This window comes from Kribbella sp. NPDC058245 (genome assembly GCF_042882005.1).
GTDB lineage: Bacteria > Actinomycetota > Actinomycetes > Propionibacteriales > Kribbellaceae > Kribbella.
In genome coordinates this window covers 190,870-213,454 of the sequence record NZ_JBHVWY010000016.1, presented here as the reverse complement: position 1 = coordinate 213,454, position 22,585 = coordinate 190,870, and the positions used below count along the sequence as shown (strand labels likewise).

The following is a 22,585-nucleotide window of genomic DNA, read 5'->3' as shown; positions in this document are numbered from 1 at the left end:
GGTGACTCAGGGTTGTCCCTGATGGGTACTTTGGCGGAATGAGCGTCCTCCAAGCGACCCAGGAGCCGACCGGTCTGGCCGGATGGGCCACTGATCTGATGGAGCGGCTGGGAGCGCCGGGTGCCGGTCTCGCAGTCGCTCTGGAGAACCTCTTTCCACCGCTACCCAGCGAGGTGATCCTCCCGCTGGCCGGGTTCGCGGCCAGCCGCGGCGACCTCGGTCTGGCCGCCGCGATCGTCTTCACCACGCTCGGTTCGGTGGTCGGTGCCCTTGCCCTGTACGGCGTGGGTGCGGGCCTCGGGCGTGATCGGACCCGCGGGCTGGCCGGGAAACTGCCGCTCGTGAAGGTCGAGGACGTCGACAAGGCCGAGGTCTGGTTCAACCGGCACGGCCCGAAGGCGGTGTTGATCGGGCGGCTCGTTCCGGTAGTCCGCAGCCTGATCTCGGTTCCGGCTGGGGTGGAACGGATGTCGGTGCCGCTCTTCCTGCTCCTGACCACGGTCGGGAGTGGGATCTGGAACACGCTGCTGATCGTGGCCGGCTACCAACTCGGCGAGCGCTGGCACGTGGTGGAGTCGTCGGTCGGGGTCTTCCAGTGGGCCGTCGTAGGCGGAGCGATCGCCGCGGTGGGCTGGTTCGTGGTTGTCAAGCTGCGCGCCCGAAGATCAGCATCTGAGAAAGTCAAGTAGCAGGCTGGACTTTGATTACGCTCGATCCATCACTTGCCGATGGTCAGGAGCTGGGTCAGATGCCCTCAATCGCGTTCGAACCGCAGGTCGTCCCGGATCCGCCGGTCTGGCCGCAGTCGGTGGTCACCGTGGTCGGCAACCCGAAAGCCGGGTCCCGTACGGCGGCGGCCGCGGCCTCGGTCGCGGAACTAATCGCCTCCGAGCTAGGAACGCCGTACCGAATCGACGAGCTGATCGACCTCGTCACGATCGCCCCCTCGATCTTCCAAGGAGAGGCGGCTGCTGAGCCGGACCGAGCAGCGCTGGAGAGCGCGGTCGAGCTGGTGTCGTCCGCGTCGGTGATCGTGATCGCTACGCCGGTCTACAAGGGGAGCTACACCGGGCTGCTCAAGAGCTTCCTCGACGTGCTCCCACCGCGCGCGCTCGCTGGAGCGGTCGTCGTACCGGTGACTGTGTCAGCCGCACCGAGCCACAAGCTGCTCGCCGATCAGCACCTGCGCCCGGTCTTGGCAGAGCTCGGCGCCAGCGTTCCTGTGCCCGGGGTGATCCTGGAGGAGCGCGATCTCGAGGACCTGCAGGTGGTTCTGGCCAGTTGGCTCCGCGCCAACGCCAGCATCATCCAGGCCACCACCACCGCCCTGCAGCCGGTCGCGGAGCCGACGCCCGCGCGCTAGCACCAGGGGATCTGGGCGTCGTCGATGTCGAGGTAGGCGGCGCTCACGTACTTCTGCTGGTGGGTGGCGTTGTCGGTGACGAAGTACCAGATGTTGGTGACGCCACCCGGGTACACCACCGCGTCGCCGTACAGCTTGCAGTGCACAGTCAGGTTGCCCGAAGGCGCCGCAGTCGCGGGCGACGCGGTCAGCGCCGAGGCCGCCAGGATGAGCGATCCGACCGTGATCGCGAGCTTGCTGAGTCTCGTCGTCATCCTCCGACTGTCGTTCGCGCGTTCGGGGTCGGCAATCAATTCCATGGAGCCCGAAAGCCGTTCGTCCTACCGTGACGGCATGGATAAGCGCGTGGAGCAGAACCGGGCCGGCTGGGACCTACGGGCCGAGGCCCACGCGAGCGGCGCCAGCCTGTACGACGTCGACGGCTTCCGCGCGGGCGAGAGTTCGCTACGACCGTTTGAGCTGGAGGCCCTCGGTGATGTGCGCGGTCGGAGTCTGCTGCACCTGATGTGCCACTTCGGGCTCGACACATTGTCGTGGGCCCGGCTCGGCGCCGAGGTCACGGGACTGGACTTCTCGGGCGAAGCGATCGCGGCAGCACGGCGGTTGGCCGACGAGGTGGGGTTGCCGGCCCGGTTCGTCCAAGCCGACGTGTACGACGCGGCCGACGTACTGGATGCCGACTACGACATCGTCATTGCGACGTACGGCGTACTGATGTGGTTGCCAGACCTGCCGGAATGGGCGCGCGTCGTGGCTCGTCTGCTGCGGCCGGGCGGTGTGCTCTTCATCGGCGAGTTCCACCCCCAGCAGGGTCAGGTCGACGCCGATCTCCGTATCACCACGTCGTACTTCCGCACCGAACCCCGAACAACCGAAGTAGCCGCCAGCTACACCGGCCAACAGATCGCCCCCCACACCCAAATCACCTGGCCCTGGACCATCAGCGGCCTGGTCAACGCCCTCGTCGACGCAGGCCTCCACATCAACCGCCTCGACGAACTCCCCGTAGACCTCCGCCAACGCCACCCCACCATGGAGCAAGGCCCCGACGGCCTCTGGCGAATCCCCGGCAACCCAATCCCCCTCCTCCTAACCTGCCGCGCCACCAAACCCGCCTGACCTTCGGCCTGGATGCGCGCTAATTGGTGATCTTTAGGGACCAGGTGACGAAAATCCACCAATTAGCGGTCGGGATAATCGGAACCGCAAGGCCGGGCGGTGAGGGTGCGGCCGCCTGCGGCGGGCTCGGGGCAGCTGCCGGGCGACGCCTTTCCCGGCCCGCTAATTGGTGATCTTTGGGGACTCGGTGACGAAAATCCACCAATTAGCGAGCTGACAACCCGGCGCGGCGGGTTCGGGCAGGTGCTGGGCGCGTCTTTCCCGAACCGCAGCCAAAGCCCGTTAACCCCAGGCAACGTTCACCGATCCGCCGACCGCACCACCCACGCCAGCCTCCGCATCGCTCAGCCATCCTGTCTTTTAGTCGGCCGAAGCGGTGATCAACCACCCACCGACGTCGCCGGCCGAGACCGGCGGCGCTCAACCGGCCGGAGGCCGACTGAAGCTCAGAGTGCGGCGGGCGGATGGCTGGGGGGATGGTGCGGTTGGTGACCGCGTCCCCGTCGCCTGAGCTTCCGGGCTGTGGCCGAGGTACGGACCGCGCGCTAATTGGTGATCTTTGGGGACCCCGTGACGAAAATCCACCAATTAGCGGACGGGGCACCCGGGACCGCAGGGGTGGGCGGTGAGGGTGGGGTCGGTACGGCGCAGGATGGTGAGGACCTGTACGGCGGTTGGGCACGGGCGCGTGGTGATGTCGAACCAGCCGTAGCGCAGGGTTGCCTCGGCGCGGAGGGTCGCTCGGTTGTCGCGGTCGAGGTCTCGCCAGCGGCGGTTGGGGATGAGGTGGAGGCGGCCGTCGAGTTCGACGTTCAGGGTGAATCCGTCGTAGTGGACGTCGGTGAACTCGCAGTCGACGGCCCGCTGACGGGTTCCGGTTGGGAGGCCGTGGCGGCGTTCGACGTCGCGGAGGTAGCGGAGTTCGAGGAGCGAGTGGGTCCCGGCGGCGACGTCGGTGAGGATCGGGCGGAGGGCACGGCCGTGGCGGAGCCGACCGCGAGAATCCAGCGCGGTCGCGATGGCGGCGGGGTGCACGCGACCGCTTTGGCAGGCTTCTGCGATGACGGCGGCCGCCTGATCCAAGGTCCGAGTGATGCCGACGATGTCGAGGACCGCGTGTGCTCCGGTACGGCGAGGTGGAACGGCGCGCGCGAGGCGGTCGGCCCAGTAGACATCGCGGTGGATGACGAGTCCGGGACGCCCACGTACTTGGCGGGCGTCGGGGACGATGACGTGGACGAGGCGATCCGGAGCGGGTTTGAGGAGGCCGAGTTGTTCAGCTGCGGTGTAGTGGCTCCACGCGGCGTCAGGGCCGGCGTACAAGAGAGCGGCGATGAGGCGTTCGTCGTACCCGATAGGCCCGGTGTGGGTGGAATAGACACCAGGGTGGACGGTCTGCCAGCGGTGGTTGCGGGTCTGCTGCCTGATGCGGTCACTCGGCCAGCCCGCGGCGAGCAGTTGGACCCGCGACACGATCCGGGCCTGACTTCGGATCACCGCCTGGATCCCCTCGTCGGCCAGTTGCCGGCGCCACCACCACTCCATCCACCCCAGCATGAGCCAAACGCCGTCCCGCTGCAGAACGCCCTGTGGATAACCGCTAGTCGGTAACTTTTCGGCGCCTGGACCCGAAAAAGTACCGACTAACGAGAGGTCCCGGTCAGTCGGTGTGGGTGGGTTGGGTGGGGGAGTGGCGGAGGGTGGTTAGGGCTGGGATGAGGGTGGAGGCGAAGGTTAGGGCGGTGGCGGCGGTGATGATTGCCAGGTAGATCGAGAGGGGGCCGGTGGGGAGGGAGTGGGCGACCTTTGCGGAGAAGGGGAGGAGGCAGGCTAGGGCGACCAGGGTGCCTAGGGTTAGCCCGGAGAGGGTTATGAGGGTGCTTTCGGTGGTGAGCATGCGGAGAACTTGGTTGCGGGTGGAGCCGGTGAGGCGTTGGAGGGCGAACTCGCGGCGGCGGCGCAATGTGGTGGAGACGAGGGTGTTGACGACGGAGACCGCGGTGTAGGCGATGAGCATGCCGACGAGCATGTAGTTGACCCAGGCTTGGGTTTTCTGGTCTTCGGCGTTGGCGGAGACGAGGGCTTCACGATCAGCGACCTGTACGCCGGGGTGGGTGGCGGCGAGGGTGGTGAGGTCGGGGTGGGCGCCGGGTTCGGTGCGGACGAGGATCTGGCGGATGAGGCCGTCGGTGGTGTGGGCGGCGAGCAGGTCGGCGGGGAGCACGATGCTTTCGTAGCCACGTTCGGCGGCGAAGAGCGCGACGACTCGGAGGGTGACCGGCGTACCGTCACCCAAGGTCATGGTGAGGTGTGAGCCGAGACCGCGATTGATCTTCTGTGCAATGTATTCGGGCAGCGCCACGGTCGAGCCGGTGAGGCCGGAGAGCGAGCCGGCGGTGACGCGGACGGGTGCTGTGCCATTGGGGCCTTGGGCATCGATCCCGATCAGTGGGGCGCCGTCGTCGTCGAGGGGGGCGCCTTGGGGTTCGTCGATGACGCCGGTACTGCGGATGTACGCCGACGCACCGGCGACGCCCGGGACGGACTGCACCTGCTGGACGAGGTTCGGTGACATTCCGACCGGCGAGGTCAGGACGATGTCGGCGTTGAGGTCGCGGGTGAAGGCTTTGGCGGCGGCGCTGACCTGGGTGGTCTGCATGTAGAGGTTCGCGGTGGAGATGCCGACGGCAAGCATTACCGGCATCACGGCGGCCGACATTGCTACCGAGCGCACGGAGACGTTCCGGATCGCGAGTCGACCGTTGACGCGGCTGAGGAGCTGGACGGGCCAGCGCCAGAGCAGGAGCGTGGCCTTGGTCCAGAACGGGCCGAGCAGTGCGACCCCGATTGCCCAGCACAGGACGGACGGTCCCGCCGTGGCACCGGCCAGCGGGCCAACCATTACAGTGGCAGTCACGATCAGCAGGGCGATACCGCCGCCGAGGAACAGCAGGCCGGCGATCAGACGCGCCCAGCTGAACCACTTCCGCTGCAGCGACGACTCCATCAACGCCTGCACAGGCTTGATCTTGGCCGACTTCCGCGCCGCGATCAGCGCGGCACCGATCACCGCCAGTACGGCGCCACCGGCACCGGCCGCGAACGGAATCAGGCCCTGATAGAACGAGACCACCGGCGACGCAACCCCATGCGCAGCAAGCTGATCGAAGAGGAACCGTCCGAGCAGCATCCCGGGAATGATGCCGATGGCAACAGCTGGGAGGGCGACGAGCAGACCTTCGCCGAGGATCATCCGCCGTACCTGACCGGGTGTGGTCCCGATCCCTCGCAACAGCGCGAACTCGCGCTCCCGGTGCTGGGCGGACAGCGCCAGCGTTGACGCGACGACGAACATCATCGTCATCACTGCGATCCCGCCGAACGAACCCGCTATCGAGACCAGCGCCGTCCGCTGCACCTCGGTTCCCGGGTGCTCGGCCAGGCCGCGGTCAATCCCGGTCCGCACGGTCAGATCGCCGAGCGCCTCGATCCGCTCGACCACCGCGTCAAGATCGGTGCCCGGAGCAACCAGTACACCGATGTCGGCGTACCGGTCTGGCGTATGACTGAGCCGGGTGGCGTCGCGCTCGCTGAAGAAGGTGTGACCGGCCGGACCGGTGGCGATCCCACTGACCGTGAAGGTTTGCGGTACGCCGCGGACCAGCACGCTGAGCCGATTACCGACCTTGCCCGTGGTGCTGACCACCTGGCCAACAGCGGGTGCGTGGCCGGAGACCAGTCGGTACGGCGCGAGCGCGGCGCTGGCCCAGTTGTGGCCTTGAGCAACGACTGGGCCGGCCGAGGTGACGATCGGCGCGGAGAAGGTGCGATTGCCAAGAGCGCCGGTGACGCCTTCGACGGAACGGATCTTGGCCAGCAGATCAGTCGGTACGCCGACGACCTCGGTCAACGGGAACGCGTCCAGATCCTCGTCAGCGCCGGCCGGCTTGTGCGACTGCTGGCCGCTGACCACGATCGGCGCCGCGGCCAGCCGCTGGGGTTCGACGTTCGAGCGGATGCCGGTCTCCATCAGACCACCGCAGGCCATCACGATCGCCGTACCGAAGACGACCGCGACGAAGGTGGCGATGAACCCGCCCTTGCGGAAGCGCAGGGTGCGGATCGCGAGGCGCATCATCCGGCCACCGCCAGCTTGCCGCGGGCGCCCAGGTGGGTCATCCGGTCGGCGACCTGCTCGGCGGTCGGGGCGATCAGGCTGCCGGCGAGGCGACCGTCGGCGAGGAAGACGACCTGATCCGCGTACGACGCCGCGACCGGATCGTGGGTGACCATCACGACCGTCTGGCCCTGGGTGCGGACCGGCTCGCGAAGGAGTTCGAGAACGTCAGCCGCGGTCTGGGTGTCGAGGGCACCGGTCGGCTCGTCGGCGAAGATGACCGCCGGGCGGGCGACCAATGCGCGAGCGATCGCGACGCGTTGCTGCTGACCGCCGGACAGTTCGCCGGGACGGTTCTTCTGCTTGTCGCCGAGACCGACCCGCTCGAGTACCTCACGGACCGCGGCCTTGTTCGGTCGGCGGCCGTCGAGTTCCTGCGGGAGGACGACGTTCTGCCAGACGGTGAGGGCGGGCAGCAGGTTGAAGGACTGGAAGACGAAGCCGATCCGCTCGCGCCGGAGTTCGGTGAGCTCGCGCTCCTTCATCCCGGCCAGCGGCAGCCCGTCGATCAGTACCGACCCCGAGGTGGGCCGGTCCAGCCCGGCCGCGCAGTGCAGGAACGTGCTCTTGCCCGAACCCGACGGACCCATCACCGCGGTGAACGTACCGCGGCCGAATCCGATGCTGACCCCGTCGAGCGCGGTGACGGTGTTGCCGCCGCGACCGTAGACGCGTCGTACGTCCTGGAGTATTACCGAATGCTCGCTCTGAACGGCGTCCTGCCGCTTCTTCGTCATGTCCAGGACGCTACGGATCCGGAGTCGTCCGCCCCAGGGTGCTGGGCCGCGGTCAATGGTGGTGCAAAGTCCACCCCCGTTAGAGTGCTGGGATGCGAGGAGTTGGCGTCAACTACGACACCGGCCTGTTGTACGACGGCCGCAGTACCCGGCGCCGATTCGCCACGGAGACCGTTCGTGAGGAGCTCCGAATGATCGCGGACGAGCTGCATGCGCCGGCGGTCCGCGTCTCGGGCAACGACCTGGATCGGCTCGTGCTGGCCGGCGAAGCGGCGCTTGAGGCCGGCCTCGAGCTGTGGTTCTCGCCGGTCCCGATGGACCTCGAGCCAGACCAGTTCATCGAGTTCCTGGCCGAGTGCGCGGCAGCGGCGGAGACGCTGCGGGCGCGTGGCGACGTCGTACTGGTGCTGGGCTGTGAGCTGTCGGTGTTCTGCAAGGGCTTCGTGCCGGGGGAGACCTCAAGCGAGCGGATCGCGACGATGATGGATCCGGCGACCTTCGCCGATCAGGCGAAGCTGGCCCAGCTGCACGCAGGGATGCTGCTGTGGCCCGAGGTGCAGCAGCGCGTGGTTGCTCATGCGCGGGCCGCGTTCGGCGGCCGGATCACCTACGCTGCCGGGATGTGGGAGGACGTCGACTGGTCGCTCTACGACATCGTCGCCGTTGACGCCTATCGCGATGCCCAGAACGCCGCGACCTTCGCCGACGAACTACGCGATCGGGCCAAGTGGGGCAAGCCGGTCGTCGCCACCGAGTTCGGCTGCTGCGCCTATCGGGGCGCGGCCGCGCGCGGCAGCGCGGGCTGGATGATCGTCGACCGCTCGGTCGATCCGCCAGTGCTCACTGGCGAGTACGAGCGGGACGAGCAGGAACAGGTGACCTACCTGCAGGAGCTTGTCGCGGAGTTCGACCAGCTCGACCTGGCGTTCTGGTTCAGCTTCGCGGGCTACGAGCTGCCGCACCGGCCCGATGATCCCGCGCACGACCTGGACCTCTCGTCGTACGGGCTGGTCGCCGTTGACGACCTCGGCGAGCGCCGACCTAAGGCTGTGTACGGCGCTCTGGCCGAGCTGAATCTAGGCCAGTAGGTGGTTGCGCATGACGGCGCAGAGTTGTGCGACGAGAGGCTCGGTCCAGTCGATGCCGTCACCGCTGAAGTGGCCAGTGAGGGCGTTGTCGGTTGTGGGGCGGAGGCGGATGCCGAGGATGTCGGCGAGGCCGGTGTCCTTGGGGCCGGCGACTGCGGTGACCGCGCCGTGGACTGGGCCGAACTGGTAGCCGGCCGGCCATTGCTGAGGGACGTACTCGAAGAACGGTGACCTTGCAGGCACCTGGGCCTCGAGGACCGGGAAGCGTGCGTAGCGGCTGCAGCCGACCACCGCGTCGCGGACTGACGGGATGTCGGCGTCGCGCGGGATGGCGAGCGCAGACGGCACTATGCAGGGGCCGAGGACGCGCTGCCACTGGGGGCGGTCGCGCTTGCTGAACAGGGTGTTGAAGGTGAGGGTGTCACCAGCTCCGACGTGCGGCGCCATACCGGTGGCCAGCGCGGTCAGGAGTGTGACGAGCGGCGTACTGCGTTGCTTCTTTGTGCTCTGGTCAACGGCCTTTAGCTCTGAAGGGCTGAGGAGCTGTTGGCGATAGGCGAACTGCTTGGCCGGCTGGTCCGGCGGTTGCGGGCAGGGCTTGGCGTCGATGATGCGGGCTTGCCACCAGTCACCGGCCGGACCGCGCTGCCGCGCGACCAGTGCGGCTTCGTTGAGCGTGTAGTCGGAGTACTGCGCTTGTGGCGCCGGTACGTCGGTGGTGGTGTAGAGCGTGGACAGCTCATCCAGGGTGGTCCAGAGCGTCACGGGGTCGGCGATCATGTGGTGCAGGTGGAGTGAAAGGCGGTTACCGGCCAACCGCAGCCGCACTGGCGCAGCTAGTGGTACCTCTGCGTGCGTTTCGACCGCATCCACCAGCTCTAGCTCGGCTGTTGGGTTGGGGTGGATCAGCTGGGACTGATCGACGATCTCAGTCCGCAACCCCGAGTGCCGCCGCTGCAGCTCGTCGAAGGCCCTTGCGAGCCTGCTGTGGTCCAACGGACCGTCCAGCTTGAGTACGGCGTTCATCGTGAACCACGGGCCGCGGGCGAACCCGGGGCGCTGTGAGTCGAGGTGGAGGGCGAAGGTCTGCCAGAGCGAGGTCGGGAGGGTCACAGGAGCGCCTCCGAGTAGTCAGGCACCTCCGCTTTGAGCAGGGCCTCGTGGAGGTCTTGCAGTACGTCGACTGCGAAGTCCTTCCGAGCCCAGTCCTCGAAGGCGATGCCGTAGCCGAGTGAGATCCACAGGTCGGCGTTGCGTTGCTCGTGCGCGCCGAACGGTTCCAGGAGGACCAGTGGGGTTGCTGACCACAGCGAGTCCAGGAGAGTGCCGCCACCTGGTTTGCTCACGGTGGCAAGGGCCTGGCGGCAGAGGTCAAACGAGCCGTGGTGACCGGTGCGCTGCTCGTAGGCCTCCCCGGCCAGTCCGAACGGCGGGTAGCCGTCGTCGAGCCAGGGGTGCCAATCCGGGTCGATCATGAAGTAGCGGACGCCGTCCGAGGTGAGGTCCTGCTTCTCGTACGCGACCACGTCCAGGGCGAAGCCGACGGTGCCCAGCTCTGCTGCGTACTCGCGGTAGGTGCCCATGCCCCAGCCACCGCCGTGGACGAGCAGTCGGCGGTCGCGGTCGGTCCAGGGGATCGGTGCGTCGCGGCTGACCGGGATGCTGCAGGGAATCGTGCCCGCGTCGGCGTCTGCGAGTTTGACGTGCTGGACCGGGTACGGCGGCGTACCGACCTTCTGGAAAGACGGTGAGACGACCGAGTCGACGTGGCAGATGTCTACGTCGACCGGTCCGTGCTGTTCGATGTAGTCCGCCAGCAGAGTGAGCCAGAAGCCGGAGAAGACGATGAAGCGCTCTACCTGCCGGGATTGCCAGGCTGCGAAGAGCTTGGCGACCGCTGCGGGATCAGCGGCTCGGGAGGCGTTGCCAGCGAGCTTCTGGCCGGCCATGGCTACCCGGAAGTCGCGGTGAAAGGCGAGCTTCGACTGGGCGGTGGTTTCGAGGGTCTTGGCGGGCATGAGGCGTTCCAGGACTGAGACGTGGACCTGGCCGCCTTGTTCGCGGATGCGGTCGGCCAGGAGCAGACCGGGGACATGGACGCCTAGTGCTACGCCGGACGTGAGGATCTCGATCACAGTGCCGCCAGGTCTTTGGCAAGGTGGCGCTCGACCAGTTTCACGAGGGCGGCGCGGTCCGGGCCGGTGTAGCCGCGAGGGGTGCCCTCGACGAGCATGATCAGGTAGAGGTAGACGCGGTACAGCGCAAGCCGCTCGCGGTCGACGTCGGCGCCGTACCCGCTGAGCAGGTCAGGGTCGAGGTCGCCGAAGAGCGAGAGCGAGGCGAACTCCGCCACCGGGTCGCCCCAGAACGCACGCTCGCCGTCGATCAGGCCGGTCACTCTGCCGTCGTCCACCAGGATGTTGCCGTCCCAGATGTCGAAGTGCACCAGCGTCGGTACGGCGACGGAGTCGAGCAAGGCGATGCGGTCGGTCACGAGTTGCCGGGACACCCTGTCCGGGAGCGTGACGTCGTACCGGTCGGCGTCGGCCAGAACGTCGTCGAACATGCCGAGGAACGCTTTGCTCCAGGAGTCCTTGAGGCTGAGCTGCGGATAGCCGAAGCCTTCGGTGCCGACCACCTCGTGCAGGCTCGCGATGATCGCACCGAGCTCCCGCTGGTACGGCGCTCGGTCGGTGGCGACGCTGTTGAGCGTCACGCCGGGGAGTGCGGTCATCAGGAGGAACTCCGGGCCGGAGGCAACGACCTCCGGAACCGGTGCTTTGCCGAGCGCTGCTTGGTAGAACATCGCCTCGGTCCGGATCAGATCGTGCTCGTGGGTGAGTCCAGGGCCGGTCGGCGCCAGCTTCAGCACGAGGTCGCCGTCGGCACGCTTGAGCAGGTACACGGTGTTGTAGGTGCCGTCGGCAAGCTCCGTGACCGTGGTCAGTGCATCAGGGTCGCGACCTGCACCGGTGAGCAACTCGGTGAGGTAGGCGGAGTCCAACGGGCGGACCGGTGGCTGCTTCACGGGGTGGCCTTCCGGCGGGCGTCGGTGTAGATGGCGTCCATCAGCTCGATCCGGGGGATGGCGTCGGCCAGATCGGAGTGGCCCTCGACCACGCGGGTCAGTTGGCGTTCGTAGTACGCGACCGGAGCGAAGGTGATCACCTTGCGGTCGCCGTCGGTCGGTGTGACCACCAGGTTGAGCGGTAGCGCAGCGATGACTGGGCGGAGGAAGTTGCGGAGCTTCACCGTTGCCCGGTCGAAGGTGAAGAGGTGTTCGCTGGCGTGGTTCGGGCCTGTGGAGCAGTCGAGGGTGGCTGTGGCCTCTGCATAATTCAGCCTGGCTTGGAAGGTTCGGTCCACGCCGTTGGGGCCGTCGAAGGCAGAAGAGCCGGAGAGCTCGGTGATGTCCAGACCGAGAGTGGCTTGGAGAGCCTGAAGCCAGTAGCTGGCGCAGTCGTAGAAGATCCCGCCGCCCAGCTCCGGTCGGTCCCGATAGCCGCCAGGCTTGGGCTCGGCGAAGGTCATCTGCGTGTGGACGGATCGCAGTACGCCGTACCGGCCGTCCTCGATGAAGGAGCGGACCACCTGCTGCCACTCGTGATTCGCGGTCGCGACGGCCTCGGTCACCTGGACGTTGCCATCGGCAGCGAACTCCAGCTCGGCGACCTCCTCGGCCGTTAGGCACAAGGGTTTCTCGACGATCACGTGTTTGCCGGCGACCGCGGCGCGGACCGCCCAGCGGTGGTGGGCCGAGTTGTGCAGCGAGATGTACACGGCCTCGACCTGTGGGTCGGCAAGCAGGGCCGCGTAGTTCTCGTGGACGACCTCGATCCCGTGCTGGTTCGCGAACTCCTTGGCCCGTACGGCGTCACTGGCGGCGACTGCCCGAACATGGGCGTTCGCCGTGGAAGCCGGTGCCAGCATGGTGCGGGCAGCGATCCCGGTGGCTCCGATCAGCCCTATCTCAAGCGGCATCGGTCGTCATCCCTCGTGGTGTCAGGCCGGCCGCGCCGACCGCGGCCACTGAGCGGCGTTGCCACTGGCCTAGGTCGTCCGGACGGCAGTAGATCGCCAGGTACACGCGGCCACCGGGCGCGGCGAGGGTGCTGCCGTTCAGCACCTGGACGCCGGGCCGGTCGCCGGTCGTGAGCAGACCGTCGAAGGCGGTCAGCACGTCGGCAATTCCCTTGCCTGGAGCAACATTCAGTTCGAGCTGCCACAGATGCGCGGTCAACTCTGTCCGCTGATCGAGGTGCAGGGTGAGCAGCCCAAGCGACTGCCGGGCATTGATTTCGAGCACCGGTACGACGGTTCCATCCCGAAGCAGCATCGCGTCGACCCCGACCGGTCCCCAGTACCCGGACTTGGTGAGCGCATCGGTCACGCCGGCCAGCGAATCGGCGTACCAGCCCTCATCGACCAAGGCGGGCGGGGGACGGTGCGAGCCGAGGTGGCGGAAGCCCTTGTTGGTCATCTGCTGCAGACCGAGGAACTCCGTCGTACCGTCTTGGTCGAGAAACAGGTGCCCGGAGAAGTCGTGCAGCTTCGGTAGCTTCTCCTGGACGAGCAACTCGACCCGGCGGTCCTGCTTGCGCAGGACCCGCTCTACCGCCCGCAGTACGCCGGGGGTGGAGATCTCCAGCAACGCGCGCCCGGAGACGCCGTACGGGTCCTTCACCAGTGCTCGGAACTCGAGTGCGGTGACGGCCTCGACGAGCTCCTCCGGTGAGCGGACGACCCGGCCCGCGCCGGGGAGGCCGAGTTCGATCACCAGCTCGTTGGACCAGGTCTTGGAGTTGACCAACGCAACGACCTCGCTTGCCGGCAGGCTCGCGCCGACCAAGCGTGCGGTGTCTGGCAGGACGGCGTACGGCGCGACTGGTGCACCGCTCATCTGCTCAGGTTCGATGTACCGCTCGACCGGACCAGGTCCCGGATCGTCCACCGACAGGTGGCGAATCGCGTGACCGGCCAGGAGATCCGGATGGATCGGATACCTGGTGATCAGCAGGTCGTCCGGCGCGCAGAAACCCAGCAGCAGCTCGTCCATCGCGTCGACAGCCGGGTCTTGGCCGCCAATCGATGGCAGCTCGGCCAGGTCGTCCGGCCGCCACCAGGTCTCTGCATCGAATGTGCCGAAACGGACGGTCATTGCACGGGAGCGGCCAGTCGCGCCACGAAGGTGCTGAACTGCCGCACCGATCGCAGGTCGTCGAGCTGCAGGTTGGGATAGTCGAGCTCGAGGTCGAACTCGTCCTCGATCGCCAGCAGGAACGTGATCGTCTGCAGCGAGTCCAGCCCGTACTCCTCGACCAGGTCCGCGCCCGGGCCGATCTCGTCGGCCGTGGTGCCGTTGTCCAGCACCTTGGCGAGCACGATCTTCACCCGGTCCTCGATGTCAGCCTCGGACATGCTCACACTCCGTTCAGGTAGAGAAGGATGCACTTCGAGCAGACCGGCATCATTCCGTTCTCGGACATGATCCGGCGGACCTCACGGAACGACTGGCTCTGCCACAGGTCGTTGACCGATTGCTCGTAGAGGTTGCCGACCACGAACTCGGGGAAGAACTTGCAGGAGCTGACCGCGCCGTCCGCGTGCACCTCCATCCGGTTCGAGACCGCGAGACACTTGCTGCGGTGCTGGGCCGGCCGCGACGTACCGAGGATGAAGTCGGTGACCTCGTCGTCCTCCAGTTGCGGCTGGTAGCGCAGCCGGACGTTCCAGGCACGGGACGCCAGCCGAGCCATCGACTCACGCAGCGCGGGCAGCTCTTCTTCCGGCAGTTGGTAGGTGTACGAGTGCCAGGTGGGCTTCTTGGTGTCGGTGTTCGGCTCCAGCCACGCGAACGACTGCTCGTACAGGCGGTCCATCGCTTCCGCGACCGACGGGCTGATGTACCACGGGAACTGGAAGTACACCGTGTTGACGCCGAGATCCTCGGCCCACTCCATGAACTCGTACATCTTGTGCACGGTGACGTGGGAGACCATGCAGGACAGCGAAAGCTCGCCGTCCCACTTCCCCTCGCGCTTGAGGTCCAGCATCATCTGGATGTTTTCCATCGTCCGCTTGAACGTGCCGCGGCCGCGCAGTGCCTCGTGGTCCGCACCAAGGCCGTCCAGACTGACCAGCAGGTTGAGGTTCTCGCCGATCCGGAGCAGGTCGTCGACCTTGCGCTTGAACAGCAGGCCGTTGGTGCACATGTTGACGGTCCGCGGGTACTTCTCCAGCAGCTTCGCGACCTCGTCGAACTTGCTGTGCATCAAGGGCTCGCCACCCCAGAGGAACATCTTGGAGCGGACCTCGGCGGTCGTCTTCAGCACGTCCTCGATCACGGACAGGTCCAGCTCGGTGCGCTGCCGCTCGGAGCTGAAGTCGCGGAAGAAGCCCTGCTCGTTCCACTGGTAGCAGTGCGTGCAGCGCAGGTTGCAGCGGTAGGTCAGTTGCAGACTGACCTCCTGCGGCAGCGGAGCGGCGTACTCGGGGTCGGTGAGCAGGTTCTTGCGAGCCTTCGACCGGATCGAGACGGTGTGCAGGATGTCGGCGAACTCTTTGGTGTTCAGGGTGCGGGTCGTGGTGGGGCGCATCAGACCTCCCGTGGAGTGTTAGCGACTAGCAGGGCACTGCTTCCGGCGATCACACCTCCCGTCGCTAGGACTAGGACGAAGCCGGCCGCGGCCCCGAGATGAGTGCTCAGTACGCCGCCGGCGAAGCCGCCAGTGAGCGCTCCGAGTGGAACTGTGGACGAGGTGAGCGTGCGGGCGGTCGCGTGCACTGTGCTCTGCAGCGCGGCCGGCGTGAGTTGCTGACGGACGCTGGTCGTCACGACGTTCCACACCGGCAACCAGCCGCCGGCCAGCACCCTGATGAGCACCAGGGTGATCGCGGGCGCAGTCACGAGGCAGAGTGGAATCGCTAGCCAGCACAGGGCTTCGACGCTGGTCAGGAGCAGCACTCGGCGCGTGCCGAGTGCGTTGGCCAGCCTGTTGGCTAGGAATGCGCCGAGTAGACCGCCGACCGAACCTGCTGCGATCAGGAGACCGCCTGCGAGGCTGGAGAGACCTAGGACGCGGTAGGCGAAGAGGAGCAGTACGGCGTCGACCATGCCCGAGCCGAAGCTTCGCACCGCGGCCGCGCCTACCTGTCGTCTGAGCACCGGGTGCTGCCGGACGAACGTCAGACCGGTCCGGATCCGTTGCAGGATAGGCTCTTGAGTTGCTTCGACGGGCGGCTCGATCGTGGTGATCCGCGTTCGGCCGTAGGCCGAGGCCAGGAAGGGCAGTGCGCTCAGGAACAGACCGACGGTGGAGCCGGTGGTGCGCAGGAGCAGACCGGCGAGTGCAGGGCCGACGAGCTTGGAGGCGCTGTCCGAACTCTGCAGCTTCGCGTTGGCGCCGACCAGGTTCTGGGGTTCGACGAGCGCCGGCAGGTAGGACTGACCGGCGACATCGACGAATACCATCGCCACTCCGGCGACCGCGACCACAATGAAGAGTTGGCCCATCCCGGCACCGCCGAGCACCGCGGCCAACGGGATGGTGGCAAAGGCGACGTACCGGATGACTTCGCCGGTGATCATGACGCGGCGGCGCGGGATGTGGGGGAGGGCCGCACCGGCGACCAGACCGAACGCGGGGTAGGCGAACCAGCCCAGGGCGGACAGGACGCCGACCTCGGCGCTGGAGGCGTTCAGCGTCAGGATCGCGATACTCGGTACGGCGAAACCGGTCAGCCGGTCGCCGACGAAACTCGCCGTCTGACTGGACCAGTACCACGACAGATCCGCGACTGGCCGTGCTTGTGTGATCGTTCGTCCGCGCACCCGTCGACTCCCCAGCGGTCGTTGGCTGATCCCGGCCTTTCTTCAAGTCCTGAATGAAGTGCTCGGACAACTTAACCGGGTAGGTCGCGCGACTCAAGACCTCCGTGATGAATTCATCGCGGGGAGTGACAAGTGGTACGGACTCTCAGTTTTGCGGACATCTGATGACTTGGTCACGCCCTAGTCACGCAGTACGGCGCGCAGGCCGGCGGTGTAGCTCTCCGGCGTGATGTCGCCGAGCAGCAGGCGCTGCAGGATGAAGCCGGGTACGAAGCCGAACAGGACCTGCGCGACCTGCTCGGGATCGGCGTCCGCGGGGATGGTGCCGTCGGCCTGGGCGCGCCGGGCGACCTCGGCGAAGCGGCTGCGCAGCATCCGGTACTTGCCTGCGGCGATCTCCATCACGACCGGATTGCGCAGTGCCTCGGCCCAGGCCTGCAGGGCGACCCGGGTGATGTCTCCGCCGGGTCGCTCGGCGATCGCGACGATGTAGTTCAGGACGCGCTCCAGCGCCATCGCCGGATGGAGCGGTTCGTCGGCGGCCAGGACTGTCGCGAACAGTTCGTCGACGGCGCTGAGGGCCTCCTCGGCGATGGCGGCGACGAGCTCTTCCTTGCTCTTGAAGTAGCCGTAGACGGCACCGGCGGACAGGCCGGAGGCGGCGATCACGTCCGCCATCGTCGTCTTGTGGAAGCCCTGCTCGACCACGCAGGTGCGGGCCGCGGCCACGATCTGGGCGCGGCGGGCCACGCGGTGTTCTTCGCTCACCTTCGGCATGAGGCCGAACCTAAAACGAATGTCCGTTCTTGACAAGCCGCCTCGGCGTGCGCCAGGCTCGGGCTAATAAAGAACGGTTGTTCGGTTTAACCTCTCCCTGAAGGAGTCCGTCATGACTGCTGAGGTGCAGGACGGCCCGCGCCGGCCGCCCGTGGTCGTCGTCGTCACCCTGCTCACCGCGGTGCTCACGGTGCTGCTGATCGCGTTCGCGTGGCCCGCGGCCCGGTCCGCTCCCCGCGATCTGCCGGTCGCCGTGGCCGGCCCGGAACAGGCCGTGAGTCAGGTCGGGGCAGAGCTGCAGAAGGCGATGCCCGGCGGGTTCGAGATCACTGCGGTCGCGGACCGAGCATCCGCCGTACAGCTGATTGAGAACCGGGATGTGTACGGCGCGATCGTGCTCGACCCGGCGCAGCCTGAGGTGCTGACTGCCTCTGCTGGTGGTCCGGCGGTCGCGCAGATCCTCGTGCAGTTGGCGTCCAAGTTGTCGCCGGATCACCCGGCCAAGGTGACCGATGTCGTCCCGCTGCCGGCGGAGGATCCGCGCGGGACTGGGTTGGCTGCCGGTGCGTTGCCGCTGGTGATCGGCGGAATCCTGGCCGCGGTGATGCTGACGCGCTTCATCCGTTCCGGTGCGAAGCGGATGGTGGGGGCGGTCGGCTTCGCGGTCGCGGGCGGACTCGCGCTGGGCGCCGTACTGCAGTTCTGGCTCGGTTCGTTCGAGGGCAACTACTTCGCGAACTCCGGCGTGATCGCGCTGTCGATCGCGGCGACGAGTCTGACGCTGCTTGGGCTCGAGTGGCTGTTCGGGATGGCCGGGCTCGGCGCAGGGGCCGCGGTGATGATGCTGCTCGGCAATCCGCTGTCGGGTCTGACCAGTGCGCCGGAGATGCTGCCGAGCGGTTGGGGTGCGTTCGGTCAACTGCTGCCGCCGGGAGCAGCCGGTACGGCGTTGCGCTCCGTGAGCTTCTTCGACGGGGCCGGGTCGGGCTCGGCGTTCGTCGTACTGAGTGCTTGGTTCGCGCTCGGGCTGTTCCTCTGTGGCCTGGGTGCGATGCGGTCGCAACGTGTCGTCCATGGTCGTCACGAAGCGACGCCCGCTACTGTCTGAACCAGGTTTCGGCGCGGTGACCGGATTGTTATGACAAGGTTGCCGCGTCACCCCGGCCAGGCGGGGACAACGTTGTCTGTCAACCATTGACTTCCGCGCCGTCAGGCTCCTAAGTTCGCCAAAAGCCCGCTCAGTTTGGGTCGTGGTACCGGGATGACAACGATTGCCCGAAGGTGGACCTGATGGTGACAAAGAAGCGTTTCAAGGCGGTTGGCGCGCTGGCCGCGTCCGCGCTGCTGCTGGCGGTGTCGGCCTGTAGTCAGGGGTCGTCGACCAAGCAGCCGGACTCCGGTGGGCAGAGCAGTGGTCCGGCGACCATCAAGATCGCCTACCAGCAATGGGGCCCGGGCACGACCATGAAGACCTTCCTGGCCGGCGTGAAGTCCGAGTACGAGGCGGCCAACCCCGGTTCGACGGTCGAGATCCTGCCGATCGTGGCGAGTGAGAACGACTACTACACCAAGCTGCAGCTGATGATGCGGTCGCCGAACACCGCACCGGACGTGGTCTACGAAGACACCTTCCTGATCAACTCCGACATCACCGCGGGCTACCTGCGGCCGCTCGACGAGTACATCGGCAAGTGGGACCAGTGGGGCCAGTTCCAGGACTCCGCCAAGGGCGCGGCCAAGGCGCTGGACGGCAAGACGTACGGCATCCCGGACGGCACGGACACGCGGGCCCTTTGGTACAACAAGGAAATCTTCGCGAAGGCCGGTCTGCCGGCCGACTGGCAGCCGAAGACGTGGGACGACGTACTGAGTGCGGCCCGGACCATCAAGGCCAAGGTCCCCGGCGTCACCCCGTTCAACATGTACTCGGGCAAGCCGATGGGTGAGGGCTCGGCCATGCAGGGCTTCGAGATGCTCCTGTACGGCACGAAGGACTCGCTCTACAACAACGACCAGCAGAAGTGGGTCGTCGGCAGCCAGGGCTTCAAGGACTCGCTGAACTTCGTCAAGACCGTCTTCAGCGAAGGCATCGGCCCGTCGCCGAAGCAGGCGCTCGACCCGAACATGGGCTCCAAGGTCGGTACCGAACTCCTGCCCGAGGGCAAGCTCGGCATCGCGCTGGACGGCTCGTGGATCTACGGCAACTGGCAGAAGACCGGCGCCAAGCCGTGGCCCGAGTGGACCAAGGTGATGGGTCAGACCGCGATGCCGACCCAGGACGGCAGCGGCAAGGGCAAGGTCAGCCTCTCCGGTGGCTGGACGTGGGCGATCCCGGCCAAGGCCAAGAATCCGGACGCCGCCTGGAACCTGATCAAGACGCTGCAGACGCCGAAGAACGCGGCCAAGTACGCGACCGACGGTGCACAGATCGCCGTCCGGAAGGACGTTGCCGAGGACGCGTCGTACAAGAGCTCCTCGGAGGCCACGAAGTTCTTCACCGACCTGGTCTCCGTCACGGTCTACCGGCCGGCGTACGCGGAGTACCCGAAGGTCTCGAACGAGATCATCACCGCGATGGAGGCGGTGATGACCGGACAGTCCTCGGTGGACGACGCCGCGAAGAACTACGACGAAGCGGTCGAAGGCATTGTCGGTAAGGACAAGACGACCTCCGGCCAGTAGAAGGACCTCCCCCTGTGACGACTACTGTCGCCGCGACCCCCGCTCCCGTTCCGGCCGGTCCGGAGAACGGCCGGAACGGGAAGCCGCGGAGCGCGAACCTGTTCAAGATGCTGCCGCTCACCCCGGCCATCGGCCTCATGCTGGTCTTCCTGGCCGGCCCGATCGGGTACTGCGTCTACGCCGCGTTCACGAACATGGCGCTGACCGGCAACGGTGCCGCGAACGTGACGTTCGTCGGGCTGGACAACTTCCGCAAGGCCTTCGGCAGCGGCGCGTTCACGAACGCGATCTGGCTGACGCTGATCTTCACGCTGCTCTCCGCGATCGTCGGGCAGAACACGCTGGGCCTCGGCCTGTCGCTGCTGATGCGGAAGTCGACCAAGATCGTCCGCAACTTCGTCGGTACGGCGGTCATCGGTGCCTGGGTGCTGCCCGAGGTGGTGGCGGCGTACCTGCTCTCGGCGTTCTTCAACGACGACGGCACCCTCAACGTGATGCTGCGTGCGGTCGGGCTGCCCGGCCAGGACTGGTTGTACGCGGCACCGATCATCGCGGTCTCGCTGGCCAACATCTGGCGCGGTACGGCGTTCTCGATGCTGGTGTACTCGGCGGCGCTGAGTGAGGTACCGAAGGAGATCGAGGAGTCGGCCGAGATGGACGGCGCCGGCGGCTGGCGGCGGCTCGTGTTCGTGACGCTGCCGATGATCAGCCGCGCGATCATGACCAACCTGATGCTGATCACGCTGCAGACGCTGAGCGTGTTCGGCCTGATCTACGCGATGACCCGCGGTGGTCCCGGGACGAAGTCCCAGACGCTGCCGCTGTACATGTACGAGCAGGCGTTCAGCTTCTCCCAGATCGGCTACGGGACCGCGATCGCCCTGGTGATGCTGGCGATCGGTGCGGTCTTCTCACTGATCTACCTGCGTGGACTCAATGCGGAGGCAGCGTGACAGTGTCATGGCCACGCCTCCGGCGCGGCGGATCATGGGGCTTTAACTCCAGCCCTTCCCTCGTCACTCCAGTCGCTTCGCTCCCTGCGCTCCTCAGTCCAGGTCAGGAGGCCCCATGATCGCGCGGGACCGAATCAGCAAGCTGGCATCGAACCTGGTGCTGCTTGCCATCGGCATCTTGTTCGTTCTCCCGCTGCTCTGGGTGTTGTTCGCCTCGATCAACCGGACGGCGGGGTTGCGGGTCGAGTTCCCGACGCACCCGACATTGGGGAACTTCAAAGCGGTGCTGAACACCGACACGACGTACCGGCCGGTCTTGAACGGGCTCATCCTGTGCGGTGGTTCGGCGTTGCTCACCATGGTGTGCGCGGTGCTGGCGGCGTACCCGTTGTCGCGGTTCAAGTCGCGGTTCAACCGCCCGTTCTTGTTGACCGTGTTGTTCTGCACTGGATTGCCGATCACTGCGGTGATGGTGCCGGTGTACGGGCTGTTCGTTCAATTGAACCTGGTCGACACACTGGGTGGAACGATCATGTTCATGGCGACGAGTTCGCTGCCGTTCGCGATCTGGTTGACGAAGACGTTCATGGACGGCGTACCGATCTCGCTCGAAGAAGCGGCGTGGGTGGATGGCGCTAGCAACATGCGAGCGCTGAAGAGCATCGTGCTGCCGCTGATGTGGCCGGGAATCGCGGTGGTGCTGATCTTCACGTTCATCGGGATGTGGGGAAACTTCTTCGTCCCGTTCATGCTGCTGCTGTCCCCGGAGCGGCTGCCGGCCTCGGTGAGCATCTTCACCTTCTTCGGCCAGTACGGCGAACCCAACTACGGCCAACTGGCGGCCTACTCCCTCATCTACACCATGCCGGTCCTGCTCCTGTACCTCCTCCTCAGCAAGAAACTAGGCGGCGCCTTCGCCCTCGGCGGAGCCATCAAAGGCTGACCCCCCGCATCTGATGGGTTCACCCATGAGGTTGTGGGTTCTGCACCCGCATGCGAGTCCAGAACCCGCCACCTCATGGGTTAACCCATCAGATGGCAGGCGGGCCCGGGGGCGCTGGGGGGCGGGGGTACTGCCGCGCCTGGCAGCCCTCGCTAATTGGTGGATTTTCGTCACCGGGTCCCTAAAACTCGGCAATTAACGCGATCCGACCCGCACTCCGGCCCACCCGGCCCACTAATTGGTCGATTTTCGTCACCGAGTCCCCAAAACTCACCAACTAACGCGACCAACCCCCGCGCTTGGGATCCGGCTGCTCGTTAGCGGTGACTTTTTCGGCGCCTAGACCCGAAAAACTCACCGATAACGCGGAGCCTCGCCCGCTGCTGGCCGCCCCGTCCGCTCGGTGCAACGTTCTGTCCGAACCGTCTCCTCGGCGCAGATCTTGGACCTCAGCCACAGCCCGGAAGCTCAGACAACGGGAACCGCGGTCGCCGACCGAACCATCCCCCTCAGCCCCGCGCCGGCCCCAGCCACCCGTCACTGTAAATCGGCCGCAGCGGCGAGCAACCACAAGCGGCGTGCCCGGCCGCAGTCGGATCGGCGAGCAGCCACTCCCGCCGTACCGGACCCGGCCGCAGACGGTACGGCGAGCAACCACCCCCGCCGTACCGGACCCAGCCGCAGTCGGATTGGCGAGCAACCACCCCCGCCGTACCGCCCCCAGCCGCAGACGGTACGGCGAGCAACCACTCCCGCCGTACCGGACCTAGCTGCAGACGGTTCGGCGAGCAACCACTCCCGCCGTACCGGACCCGGCCGCAGACGGTACGGCGAGCAACCACTCCCGCCGTACCGGACCTAGCTGCAGTCGGATCGGCGAGCAACCACCCCGCCGTACCGGCCTAGTTGCCGCGA

At 66.8% G+C, this 22,585-nt stretch carries 22 protein-coding genes; 9 read left to right on the top strand and 13 right to left on the bottom strand.

The window, feature by feature from the left end; genetic code table 11:
- Window positions 1-38: 38 nt before the first annotated feature.
- Both ACFVWG_RS32410 and ACFVWG_RS32405 read left to right on the top strand, forming a co-directional pair.
- Entirely contained in the window at window positions 39-689 is a 651-nt protein-coding gene (locus ACFVWG_RS32410; protein ID WP_391547260.1) for a DedA family protein, read from the top strand.
- Between the two features lie 59 nt (window positions 690-748).
- The gene (locus tag ACFVWG_RS32405) at window positions 749-1,363 is read left to right on the top strand and encodes an NADPH-dependent FMN reductase (protein WP_391547259.1); all 615 of its coding nucleotides are present in this window, start codon (window positions 749-751) and stop codon (window positions 1,361-1,363) included.
- On the opposite strand, the gene ACFVWG_RS32400 is transcribed toward ACFVWG_RS32405, so the two are convergent.
- A complete protein-coding gene (locus ACFVWG_RS32400; RefSeq protein ID WP_391547258.1) occupies window positions 1,360-1,617 on the bottom strand; it encodes a hypothetical protein in 258 nt (85 codons plus the stop codon). The genes ACFVWG_RS32405 and ACFVWG_RS32400 overlap by 4 nt on opposite strands.
- Before the next feature lie 79 nt (window positions 1,618-1,696).
- Here ACFVWG_RS32400 and ACFVWG_RS32395 point away from each other — a divergent pair, with 79 nt between their 5' ends.
- A complete protein-coding gene (locus ACFVWG_RS32395) occupies window positions 1,697-2,482 on the top strand; it encodes a class I SAM-dependent methyltransferase (RefSeq protein WP_391547257.1) in 786 nt (261 codons plus the stop codon).
- A gap of 588 nt (window positions 2,483-3,070) precedes the next feature.
- Here ACFVWG_RS32395 and ACFVWG_RS32390 read toward each other — a convergent pair.
- From ACFVWG_RS32390 to ACFVWG_RS32380, 3 genes are all read right to left on the bottom strand, one after another.
- Window positions 3,071-4,027 carry a hypothetical protein gene (locus ACFVWG_RS32390; RefSeq protein ID WP_391547256.1) on the bottom strand — a complete coding sequence of 319 codons (957 nt, stop codon included), beginning with the start codon at window positions 4,025-4,027 and terminating at the stop codon, window positions 3,071-3,073.
- A gap of 115 nt (window positions 4,028-4,142) precedes the next feature.
- On the bottom strand, window positions 4,143-6,620 hold the full coding sequence (locus tag ACFVWG_RS32385) for an FtsX-like permease family protein (RefSeq protein ID WP_391547255.1): 2,478 nt from the start codon (window positions 6,618-6,620) through the stop codon (window positions 4,143-4,145).
- On the bottom strand, window positions 6,617-7,396 hold the full coding sequence (locus ACFVWG_RS32380; RefSeq protein ID WP_391547254.1) for an ABC transporter ATP-binding protein: 780 nt from the start codon (window positions 7,394-7,396) through the stop codon (window positions 6,617-6,619). The genes ACFVWG_RS32385 and ACFVWG_RS32380 overlap by 4 nt, the downstream gene beginning before the upstream one ends.
- A 92-nt stretch (window positions 7,397-7,488) precedes the next feature.
- On the opposite strand from ACFVWG_RS32380, the gene ACFVWG_RS32375 reads away from it, so the two are divergent.
- Window positions 7,489-8,484 (top strand): hypothetical protein, encoded by a 996-nt coding sequence (locus ACFVWG_RS32375; protein WP_391547253.1) that lies wholly within the window; start codon window positions 7,489-7,491, stop codon window positions 8,482-8,484.
- Here the strand turns inward: ACFVWG_RS32375 and ACFVWG_RS32370 are convergent.
- The 9 genes from ACFVWG_RS32370 to ACFVWG_RS32330 form a co-directional block, all read right to left on the bottom strand.
- Window positions 8,473-9,597, bottom strand: coding sequence for a condensation domain-containing protein (locus ACFVWG_RS32370; RefSeq protein WP_391547252.1), 1,125 nt, complete (start codon window positions 9,595-9,597; stop codon window positions 8,473-8,475). The two genes, ACFVWG_RS32375 and ACFVWG_RS32370, sit on opposite strands and share 12 nt — an antisense overlap.
- Window positions 9,594-10,619 carry a hypothetical protein gene (locus ACFVWG_RS32365; RefSeq protein ID WP_391547251.1) on the bottom strand — a complete coding sequence of 342 codons (1,026 nt, stop codon included), beginning with the start codon at window positions 10,617-10,619 and terminating at the stop codon, window positions 9,594-9,596. Before ACFVWG_RS32365 ends, ACFVWG_RS32370 begins: the two co-directional genes overlap by 4 nt.
- Window positions 10,616-11,512 carry a phosphotransferase family protein gene (locus ACFVWG_RS32360; protein WP_391547250.1) on the bottom strand — a complete coding sequence of 299 codons (897 nt, stop codon included), beginning with the start codon at window positions 11,510-11,512 and terminating at the stop codon, window positions 10,616-10,618. The genes ACFVWG_RS32365 and ACFVWG_RS32360 overlap by 4 nt, the downstream gene beginning before the upstream one ends.
- On the bottom strand, window positions 11,509-12,465 hold the full coding sequence (locus tag ACFVWG_RS32355) for a Gfo/Idh/MocA family protein (RefSeq protein ID WP_391547249.1): 957 nt from the start codon (window positions 12,463-12,465) through the stop codon (window positions 11,509-11,511). The genes ACFVWG_RS32360 and ACFVWG_RS32355 overlap by 4 nt, the downstream gene beginning before the upstream one ends.
- Window positions 12,455-13,642 carry a hypothetical protein gene (locus ACFVWG_RS32350; RefSeq protein ID WP_391547248.1) on the bottom strand — a complete coding sequence of 396 codons (1,188 nt, stop codon included), beginning with the start codon at window positions 13,640-13,642 and terminating at the stop codon, window positions 12,455-12,457. Before ACFVWG_RS32350 ends, ACFVWG_RS32355 begins: the two co-directional genes overlap by 11 nt.
- Window positions 13,639-13,902 carry an acyl carrier protein gene (locus ACFVWG_RS32345; RefSeq protein ID WP_391547247.1) on the bottom strand — a complete coding sequence of 88 codons (264 nt, stop codon included), beginning with the start codon at window positions 13,900-13,902 and terminating at the stop codon, window positions 13,639-13,641. Before ACFVWG_RS32345 ends, ACFVWG_RS32350 begins: the two co-directional genes overlap by 4 nt.
- A 2-nt stretch (window positions 13,903-13,904) precedes the next feature.
- Window positions 13,905-15,080, bottom strand: a complete 1,176-nt coding sequence (locus tag ACFVWG_RS32340; protein WP_391547246.1) for a radical SAM protein — start codon at window positions 15,078-15,080, stop codon at window positions 13,905-13,907.
- Window positions 15,080-16,315 carry an MFS transporter gene (locus ACFVWG_RS32335; protein WP_391547245.1) on the bottom strand — a complete coding sequence of 412 codons (1,236 nt, stop codon included), beginning with the start codon at window positions 16,313-16,315 and terminating at the stop codon, window positions 15,080-15,082. Before ACFVWG_RS32335 ends, ACFVWG_RS32340 begins: the two co-directional genes overlap by 1 nt.
- A 180-nt stretch (window positions 16,316-16,495) precedes the next feature.
- Window positions 16,496-17,092: a TetR/AcrR family transcriptional regulator gene (locus tag ACFVWG_RS32330; protein WP_391547244.1), complete on the bottom strand. Its 597-nt coding sequence runs from the start codon at window positions 17,090-17,092 to the stop codon at window positions 16,496-16,498.
- Window positions 17,093-17,204: 112 nt separating this feature from the next.
- Between ACFVWG_RS32330 and ACFVWG_RS32325 the strand changes: the two genes are divergently transcribed.
- The 5 genes from ACFVWG_RS32325 to ACFVWG_RS32305 all read left to right on the top strand — a co-directional run bounded on the left by ACFVWG_RS32325 (window position 17,205) and on the right by ACFVWG_RS32305 (window position 22,532).
- Window positions 17,205-18,200, top strand: a complete 996-nt coding sequence (locus ACFVWG_RS32325) for a hypothetical protein (protein ID WP_391547243.1) — start codon at window positions 17,205-17,207, stop codon at window positions 18,198-18,200.
- Window positions 18,201-18,382: 182 nt separating this feature from the next.
- Window positions 18,383-19,774, top strand: a complete 1,392-nt coding sequence (locus tag ACFVWG_RS32320) for an extracellular solute-binding protein (RefSeq protein WP_391547242.1) — start codon at window positions 18,383-18,385, stop codon at window positions 19,772-19,774.
- Between the two features lie 14 nt (window positions 19,775-19,788).
- On the top strand, window positions 19,789-20,727 hold the full coding sequence (locus ACFVWG_RS32315) for a carbohydrate ABC transporter permease (RefSeq protein WP_391547241.1): 939 nt from the start codon (window positions 19,789-19,791) through the stop codon (window positions 20,725-20,727).
- Window positions 20,728-20,842: 115 nt separating this feature from the next.
- Window positions 20,843-21,670 carry a carbohydrate ABC transporter permease gene (locus ACFVWG_RS32310; RefSeq protein WP_391547240.1) on the top strand — a complete coding sequence of 276 codons (828 nt, stop codon included), beginning with the start codon at window positions 20,843-20,845 and terminating at the stop codon, window positions 21,668-21,670.
- Between the two features lie 403 nt (window positions 21,671-22,073).
- Window positions 22,074-22,532 carry a hypothetical protein gene (locus tag ACFVWG_RS32305; protein WP_391547239.1) on the top strand — a complete coding sequence of 153 codons (459 nt, stop codon included), beginning with the start codon at window positions 22,074-22,076 and terminating at the stop codon, window positions 22,530-22,532.
- The last annotated feature ends 53 nt before the right edge of the window (window positions 22,533-22,585 follow it).

What these genes read in the sequence shown, in the direction of transcription:
- ACFVWG_RS32410 (WP_391547260.1), top strand. Translation starts at nt 39, where the DNA reads ATGAGCGTCCTCCAAGCGACCCAGGAGCCGACCGGTCTGGCCGGATGG.
- ACFVWG_RS32390 (WP_391547256.1), bottom strand. Translation starts at nt 4,027, where the DNA reads ATGGAGTGGTGGTGGCGCCGGCAACTGGCCGACGAGGGGATCCAGGCG.
- ACFVWG_RS32320 (WP_391547242.1), top strand. Translation starts at nt 18,383, where the DNA reads ATGGTGACAAAGAAGCGTTTCAAGGCGGTTGGCGCGCTGGCCGCGTCC.
- ACFVWG_RS32345 (WP_391547247.1), bottom strand. Translation starts at nt 13,902, where the DNA reads ATGTCCGAGGCTGACATCGAGGACCGGGTGAAGATCGTGCTCGCCAAG.
- ACFVWG_RS32375 (WP_391547253.1), top strand. Translation starts at nt 7,489, where the DNA reads ATGCGAGGAGTTGGCGTCAACTACGACACCGGCCTGTTGTACGACGGC.
- ACFVWG_RS32395 (WP_391547257.1), top strand. Translation starts at nt 1,697, where the DNA reads ATGGATAAGCGCGTGGAGCAGAACCGGGCCGGCTGGGACCTACGGGCC.
- ACFVWG_RS32325 (WP_391547243.1), top strand. Translation starts at nt 17,205, where the DNA reads ATGACTGCTGAGGTGCAGGACGGCCCGCGCCGGCCGCCCGTGGTCGTC.
- ACFVWG_RS32330 (WP_391547244.1), bottom strand. Translation starts at nt 17,092, where the DNA reads ATGCCGAAGGTGAGCGAAGAACACCGCGTGGCCCGCCGCGCCCAGATC.
- ACFVWG_RS32310 (WP_391547240.1), top strand. Translation starts at nt 20,843, where the DNA reads ATGATCGCGCGGGACCGAATCAGCAAGCTGGCATCGAACCTGGTGCTG.
- ACFVWG_RS32380 (WP_391547254.1), bottom strand. Translation starts at nt 7,396, where the DNA reads ATGACGAAGAAGCGGCAGGACGCCGTTCAGAGCGAGCATTCGGTAATA.
- ACFVWG_RS32400 (WP_391547258.1), bottom strand. Translation starts at nt 1,617, where the DNA reads ATGACGACGAGACTCAGCAAGCTCGCGATCACGGTCGGATCGCTCATC.
- ACFVWG_RS32355 (WP_391547249.1), bottom strand. Translation starts at nt 12,465, where the DNA reads ATGCCGCTTGAGATAGGGCTGATCGGAGCCACCGGGATCGCTGCCCGC.
- ACFVWG_RS32385 (WP_391547255.1), bottom strand. Translation starts at nt 6,620, where the DNA reads ATGATGCGCCTCGCGATCCGCACCCTGCGCTTCCGCAAGGGCGGGTTC.
- ACFVWG_RS32340 (WP_391547246.1), bottom strand. Translation starts at nt 15,080, where the DNA reads ATGCGCCCCACCACGACCCGCACCCTGAACACCAAAGAGTTCGCCGAC.
- ACFVWG_RS32350 (WP_391547248.1), bottom strand. Translation starts at nt 13,642, where the DNA reads ATGACCGTCCGTTTCGGCACATTCGATGCAGAGACCTGGTGGCGGCCG.
- ACFVWG_RS32405 (WP_391547259.1), top strand. Translation starts at nt 749, where the DNA reads ATGCCCTCAATCGCGTTCGAACCGCAGGTCGTCCCGGATCCGCCGGTC.